General features: G+C 69.8%; 3 protein-coding genes and 1 pseudogene. 1 reads left to right on the top strand and 3 read right to left on the bottom strand.

Annotated elements, in window-relative coordinates:
* Positions 1-118: 118 nt before the first annotated feature.
* From Q4F04_RS14180 to Q4F04_RS14170, 3 genes are read right to left on the bottom strand one after another with little or no spacing between them, the layout of a single operon-like run.
* Entirely contained in the window at positions 119-1,657 is a 1,539-nt protein-coding gene (locus Q4F04_RS14180; RefSeq protein ID WP_303370454.1) for a phosphatidylserine/phosphatidylglycerophosphate/cardiolipin synthase family protein, read from the bottom strand.
* A gap of 19 nt (positions 1,658-1,676) precedes the next feature.
* Positions 1,677-4,817: an efflux RND transporter permease subunit gene (locus Q4F04_RS14175; RefSeq protein WP_303370453.1), complete on the bottom strand. Its 3,141-nt coding sequence runs from the start codon at positions 4,815-4,817 to the stop codon at positions 1,677-1,679.
* Complete coding sequence (locus Q4F04_RS14170; protein ID WP_303370452.1) at positions 4,817-5,986, bottom strand: efflux RND transporter periplasmic adaptor subunit; 1,170 nt, start codon at positions 5,984-5,986, stop codon at positions 4,817-4,819. Before Q4F04_RS14170 ends, Q4F04_RS14175 begins: the two co-directional genes overlap by 1 nt.
* 233 nt (positions 5,987-6,219) lie before the next feature.
* Here Q4F04_RS14170 and Q4F04_RS14165 point away from each other — a divergent pair.
* Positions 6,220-6,547: pseudogene (locus Q4F04_RS14165) on the top strand (AarF/ABC1/UbiB kinase family protein); the annotation flags it as partial.

Below are 6,547 nucleotides of genomic sequence, written 5' to 3'. Positions count from 1 at the left end.
CATCTGGCTCGAAAGCCTACTTCAGGGAGGACCACTTTTCAGGGGGCAGACCAGTGGCAGGAAGGTCCCGCGCACCTTCCCCTCGGCCGACCCCGCATGGCGATCCCGGCCGGCAACCTCAAAGCAGCCACTCGATCGGCAGCAGCCCCACCAGCGCCAGCAGAAGCCGCGAAAACGGGGGGGCGCCCGGCTCTTTCCCATGGCGCAGGGCCTCGCCCGCGGCGGTTTCTTCCCAAGCCAGCGCCCTGTCCTGCAGGGACAGGCGGTAGCTGGCCCCGCGGAAGGTCGTGGCGAAGGCGGCGGAAAGCCCGGCGGCCAGGCGCGGGCTGTCGATCAGCACGCCCATCTCGGTGTTCAGCTCGAAGGACCGCGGGTCGAAGTTGAACGAGCCGATGAAGACCGCCCGCCCGTCCACGGCCATGATCTTGGAATGAAGGCTCGCGCGCGACGAACCGCCGATGGGGGCGCGGTCCTCCTTTTCGGGGTTGGCGGCGAAGCCGGGCTTCAGCTCGTAAAGCTCGGCACCCGCGGCCAGCAGGTCGGGGCGGTATTTCACATAGGCGCCGTGGACCAGGATCACGTCGGTCGCGGCCTGCGAATTGGTCAGGATGCGGACGCGGGTGCCGGACCGGGCAAGCCCGGCCAGCGCCTCGGTGAAGCGGCGGCCCGGCACGAAATAGGCCGAGACCAGATCGACCGAGCTTCCGGGCCGCGCCAGCAGCGCCATCAGTTGCGGGAACAGCAGGTCGTCCACCCTCGCCTGCCCGAGCCCCTTGGCCGGGTCGTCGCTGACCAGCGCCACCCTTGTCCATTCAAGGACCTGCAGCCCTGCACCGATCGCCGCCAGCACGTCCGACCGCGCCAGCCTTTCGGCGTAAAGCCGCCCCTCGGGCGTGCGCGCGGCGGCTTCTGCATCCGCGACCAGCCGCGCCAGCGCATCCCCCTCTGCCCGGGGCAGGATCAGTTCGGCCGGATAGGCCGAGCCGCTGGCCCAGTAGCGGTCGAAATCCGCGCCCACGTCATGGGCCGCAGGCCCCGCCACCAGCACGTCGGTGTCGATGTAATGCACGCCCTCGCCGAAGGCGAAGTAGATGTCGCCGATGTTGCGGCCGCCGAGGATGCTGATGGCGCCGTCGGCGGTCAGCGACTTGTTGTGCATCCGCCGGTTCAGCCGCACGAAGTCGAAGGCATAGCCCAAGACCTTGGGGCGGCGCAGGATGAAGGGGTTGAACAGCCGCACCTCGACGCCCGCCAAGGCGTCCAGCGCCGCAAGGTCGGCATCCAGCCCGGCGATGCCGTTGTCGTCCAGGAGCAGCCGCACGCGCACCCCGCGTTCGGCCGCGCGCCGCAGTTCGTCCAGCAGGATCAGGCCCGTCGCGTCGCGCTGCCAGATGTAATATTGGACATCCAGCGCCTGCGCCGCCCCCCGGATCAGGGCCACGCGGGCGGCGAAGGCCTCCGGCCCCTCGATCAGCGGCAGGACGCCGCTGAGGCCCTCGGGTCCCGCCAGCGCCAGCCGGCCGGAAGGCGTTTCCGCCGAAGCCTGCACCGCCGCGCTGGCGGCCCGCCCTTCCAGCGGGGGCGGGCGGAATGCCAGGTGCAGACCGATCAGCAGCGCCAGCAGGACGGCCAGAAGAACGGCGGCTTTTCTCGGCATGGCTTCGTGACCGGCCCGGCTATTCCGCCGGCAGGTCCCGCCGCTTGCGGGTGCGGTTGTGGAACCATTCGCGCATCGACTGGATCACGAAGAACAGCGCCGGGATCACGAACATCCCGATCAGCGTCACCCCGATCATCCCGCCGATGATCGTGACGCCCACCGAGTTCTGCGACCCCGCCCCCGCGCCCGCCGAGCGCGCCAGCGGCAACACGCCGAAGATGAAGGCCAGCGAGGTCATCAGCACCGCCCGGAACCGCGCGACCGAGCCGCTGACCGCCGCCTCGCGCGGGGTCATCCCGGCGTCGGAGCGGTCCTTGGCGAACTCGACCACGAGGATGGCGTTCTTGGCCGCAAGCCCGATCAGCAGGACCAGCGCGATCTGGACGTAAAGGCTGGTCGGCAGCCCCACCAGCCACAGCGCCACCATCGCGCCAAAGGCCGCCGCCCCCAGCGACAGGATGATGGACACCGGCAGCATCCAGCTTTCGTAAAGCGCGACAAGGAAGAGATAGGCGAAGAGCAGCGCGATCCCGAACACCACCACCTCGCTGCCGCTGCTTTCCGCCTGCTGCAGCGACAGCCCCGACCAGGCGAGCGAGAAGCCCGCGGGCAGGGTCTCGGCCCCCAGACGCTCGACCGCGCCCATGGCGGCGCCGGTGCTGACACCAGGCGCGGGCTGGCCGTTGATCGTCGCCGACTGGTAAAGGTTATACCGCTGCACCGTGTAGGGTCCGAGGTCGTCATGCACCGTGACCACGTTCTGCAGCGGCACCATCTGACCGTCCTCGTTCAGCACCCGCAGGTCGAGGATGTCGTCCACCGCATCCCGGTAGGGTGCGTCCGCCGACAGGTTCACGTCGAAGACCCGGCCGCCAAGGGTGAAGTCGTTCACATAGGCCGATCCGAAATGCGTGCCGATCACGTTGTAGATGTCGCTGACGCTGAGGCCCAGCCGCTCGGCGCGGGTGCGGTCGATTTCCACGAAGACCTGCGGGACCGCGGCGCTGTAGGTCGAGGTCACCCCCCCGATCTCGGGCGCCTGGTTGGCCTGGCTGACGAAGGACCGCAGCACCTCGCCCAGTTCCTGCGGCGACTGGCCCTGCAATGCCTGCAGCCGCAGGTCGAGGCCGCCGACCGCGCCCACGCCGGGGATCGGCGGCGGGGCGAAGACCCCGATCACCGCGCCGGGGATCGCCGCGAACCGGGCATTGAGCTGCCCCACCAGCGCGGAAAGCTGCAGCTCGTCGCTGGTCCGTTCGTCCCAGGGGATCAGCGAGGCCACGACCATGGCGCCGTTCGGCACCACCGTCCCCTGCAGGATGCTGAAGCCCGCCACCGAGATGGTGTTGGCGATGCCGGGCGTTTCGGCCAGCGTGGCGTTGACCTCGTCCAGCACCTCCTGCGTGCGCGACAGCGAGGCGGCGTCGGGCAACTGGATGTTGACGAAGAAGGCGCCCTGGTCCTCGTCGGGCAGGAAGGTCGCGGGCAGCGTCGTGAACAGCCAGACCGCCCCCGCGAAGCAGGCGGCGAGGATGCCCAGCGGCACGATCCAGATCCGCAGCAGGAAGGCGACGATGCGGCCATAGCCGTCCCGCACCCAGTCGATGAAGCGGCCGACGTAACGCAAGGGGCTGCGGCTGCCCCCCGGCCGCGGCGGGCGCATCAGCACCGCCGCCAGCGCCGGGCTGAGCGTGATCGCCACCAGCGCCGAGATGGCAAGGCCGAAGCCGACCGTGACCGCGAACTGCCGGTAAAGCTGGCCGCTGATGCCGGGCAGGAAGGCCGTGGGGGTCACAACCGCCAGCAGCACGAAGGTGGTCGAGATGATCGGCGCGGTGATCTGGTCCATCGCCCGGCGCGCGGCCTCGCGCATGGACAGGCTGGGGTCTTCCTCCAGCACGTGCTGGACGTTTTCCACGACGAGGATGGCATCATCGACCACAAGCCCGATGGCCAGCACCAGCGCCAGCAGCGAGATGGTGTTCAGCGAATAGCCCATCACCAGCAGCGCCGCCATCGCCCCCAGCAGCGAGACGGGGATCGCCACGCCCGCGACCACCGTCGCGCGCCAGTCCTGCAGGAACAGGAAGACGATCACCATGACGATGATGAAGGCTTCCACGAAGATCGTCAGGATCAGGTTGACGCTGGAACTGACGAACAGCGTCGCGTCGTAGATCACCTGGTATTCCAGCCCCGGCGGGAACTGCGCCGACAGACGCTCGATCTCGGCCAGGACGGCGTCGCGGGTGTCCAGCGCATTGGCCTCGGGCGACTGATTCACCTGGATCATCGCGGCTTCCAGCCCGCTGACGCGGGCCTGCGCGGCATAGCTTTGCGCGCCCAGTTCCACCCGCGCGATGTCGCCGAGGCGGATCATGGCGCCGTTCGCGCCCTCGCGGATGATGATGTTCTCGAACTCGCGGACCTCGGACAACTGGCCCTCGCCCACGATGGTGTATTGCAGGTCGACGCCCCCCGGCGAGGGCGGCGCGCCGATGGTCCCCAGCGAGGCCTGGATGTTCTGCTCGCGGATCGCGGCCATCACCTCGGCGGGCGGGATCGACAGGGCGTCCATGCGCGGGCGGTCCATCCAGACCCGCATCGAATATTCCGCCGCCCCCACGACCGAGGTGTCCCCCACCCCGTTCACCCGCGCGATGGGGTCCAGCAGCGTGGTCGAGGCGTAGTTGGCGATCTCAAGCTCGTCCACGCTGCCGTCGGGGGACAGAAGCGCGATGGCCAGGATGAAGTCGGGGGAACTGGCGTTCACCGTCACCCCCTGCTGCGTCACCGGCGTCGGCAGTTGCGGCATCGCGCTTTGCACCGCGTTCTGCACGTCCACCTGCGCCAGATCAACGTCCGTCCCCACCGCGAAGGTGATCGACAGGATGTAGAGCCCCGCGTTCGAACTGGTCGAACTCATGTAGATCATGCCGTCGACGCCGTTCACGGCGGTCTCGATGGGGCTGGCCACGACCTCGGAAATGGTGACGGCATCGGCGCCGGGATAGGCCGCGACGACATTGACCGTGGGGGGCGTGATCTGCGGATACTGCTGGACCGGCAGGATCGCCAGGGCGATGGCCCCCACGATCGAGATCAGCAGCGACAGGACGATGGCAAAGCGGACCCGGTCGATGAAGAAGCGCGACATCAGTTCGCCCCATCGGCGCTGGTGGTGGCGGCCGCGGCCGTGCCGGTCACGACCGCCGATCCGTCCGGGGCCTGCTGCGGGGCGACCTGCACCGCCATCCCGTCGGCCAGCCGCTGCAGGCCCTGCAGGACGATGGTCTCGCCCCCCGACAGCCCCTCGGTCACCGCAAGCTCGGTGCCGACCTGCGCCGCGGTGCGGATGCGGCGCTGCGACACCGTGCCGTCGTCGTTCACGACATAGACATAGCGCCCCTCGCGGTCCTGCAGGGTGGCAAGCTGGGGCACCACCGGCAGCTCGGGCGGGGTCCGCGGCCCGACCGAGACGCTGACGAACTGGCCGGGGATCAGGATGCGGTCGGGGTTTTCAAGCACCAGCCGCACCGGCACCGTGCCGGTCGCCGGGTCGGTCTGACTGGACACGTATTCGGGCCTTCCTTCCAGCGGATAGGCCGCGCCATTGGCAAGGATCACCCGGAAGGCGAGGTCGCCCGCCGACAGGTGCCGCCCCTCGGCCTCCTGGCTGCGAAGCTCGATCAGCAGCCGGTCCGAGATGGAAAAGACCACGCGGATCGGATCGGTCTGGACCAGCGAGGCCAAAGGTCCGCTGGTCGGCCCGACCAGCGCGCCCTGCGAATAAAAGGCGCGGCTGATCTCGCCCGCGAAGGGGGCGGCGATGGTGGTGTAGCCCTGCTGGATGCGGGCGCTCTGCAGGTCGGCCTCGGCCACGGCGACGGCCGCGCGGGCAGCGGCCTCGGTGGCCTGCGCGTCCTCCAGCAGCGACTGGGCGGTGACGTTGCGCTGGACCAGCACCTCCTGCCGGGCAAGCTGCTGCTCGGCGTTCAGCAGTTGCGCCCGGGTCTGGGCGACCCGCGCCTCGGCCGCGGCGACGGCGGCGTCATAGGGGGCGGATTCGATGCGGAACAGGGTCTGGCCCTCGTCCACGAAATCCCCCGCGTCGAATTCGACGGCTTCAAGGAAACCCTGCACGCGGGCGATCAGGTCCACCGCGTCGATCGCCTCGACCGTGCCGCTGAAGACCTCGGCATCCGCAATCGGCTTGACGGCGACGGGGGCCGCCACCACGGCGGGAGGCGGCATCGCGGGCTGCTGGGACAAGGCCGGCGAGGCCACCACCAGAAGCGCAAGGGTCGCCAGAAGCCGTCGCACCATCGTCCCGCCCCTCATGTTGCCTTCAGGTCCAAGCCGGAAGTCGCGGTTCGGTTTCATCGGCGGGACCAGGAATATCCCGCACGGTCACGCGGGACGCGAGGCCATGTCCCTTTTCCGCCCCCGGCCAGCGCCGGCGGAACGGTCCCGCGCATGAAAACCGCGGGGGTGTTCTTTCACCGGCCCCCGCCCGTGCCTATCTGCTGCCAGCACCGCCTGCGCAAAGGGCTTCATCCATGACCGACCGTTCCCGCCGGGTTCCCTCGGCCCGGCTTGCCCGCCTTGCGGGCTTCGGCCGGATCGCCGGCGGCGTCGCGGCCGGGGCCCTTGGCGAAGGCGCCCGCCGGCTGGCGAAGGGAGAGCGCCCGCAGTTGCCCGACCTGCTGCTGACGCCCGCCAATGCCCGCAAGGTGGCGGCGCAGCTTTCGCGGATGCGGGGCGCGGCGATGAAGCTGGGGCAGATGCTGTCCCTTGACGCGGGCGACATGCTGCCGCCGGAACTGACCGCGATCCTCGCCCGGCTGCGCGACGAGGCCCATGTCATGCCGCCCCGCCAGCTTGACG

The organism is Paracoccus sp. (in: a-proteobacteria), assembly GCF_030536915.1.
Lineage (GTDB): Bacteria > Pseudomonadota > Alphaproteobacteria > Rhodobacterales > Rhodobacteraceae > Paracoccus.
This window is presented reverse-complemented; position numbering and strand designations above follow the sequence as displayed.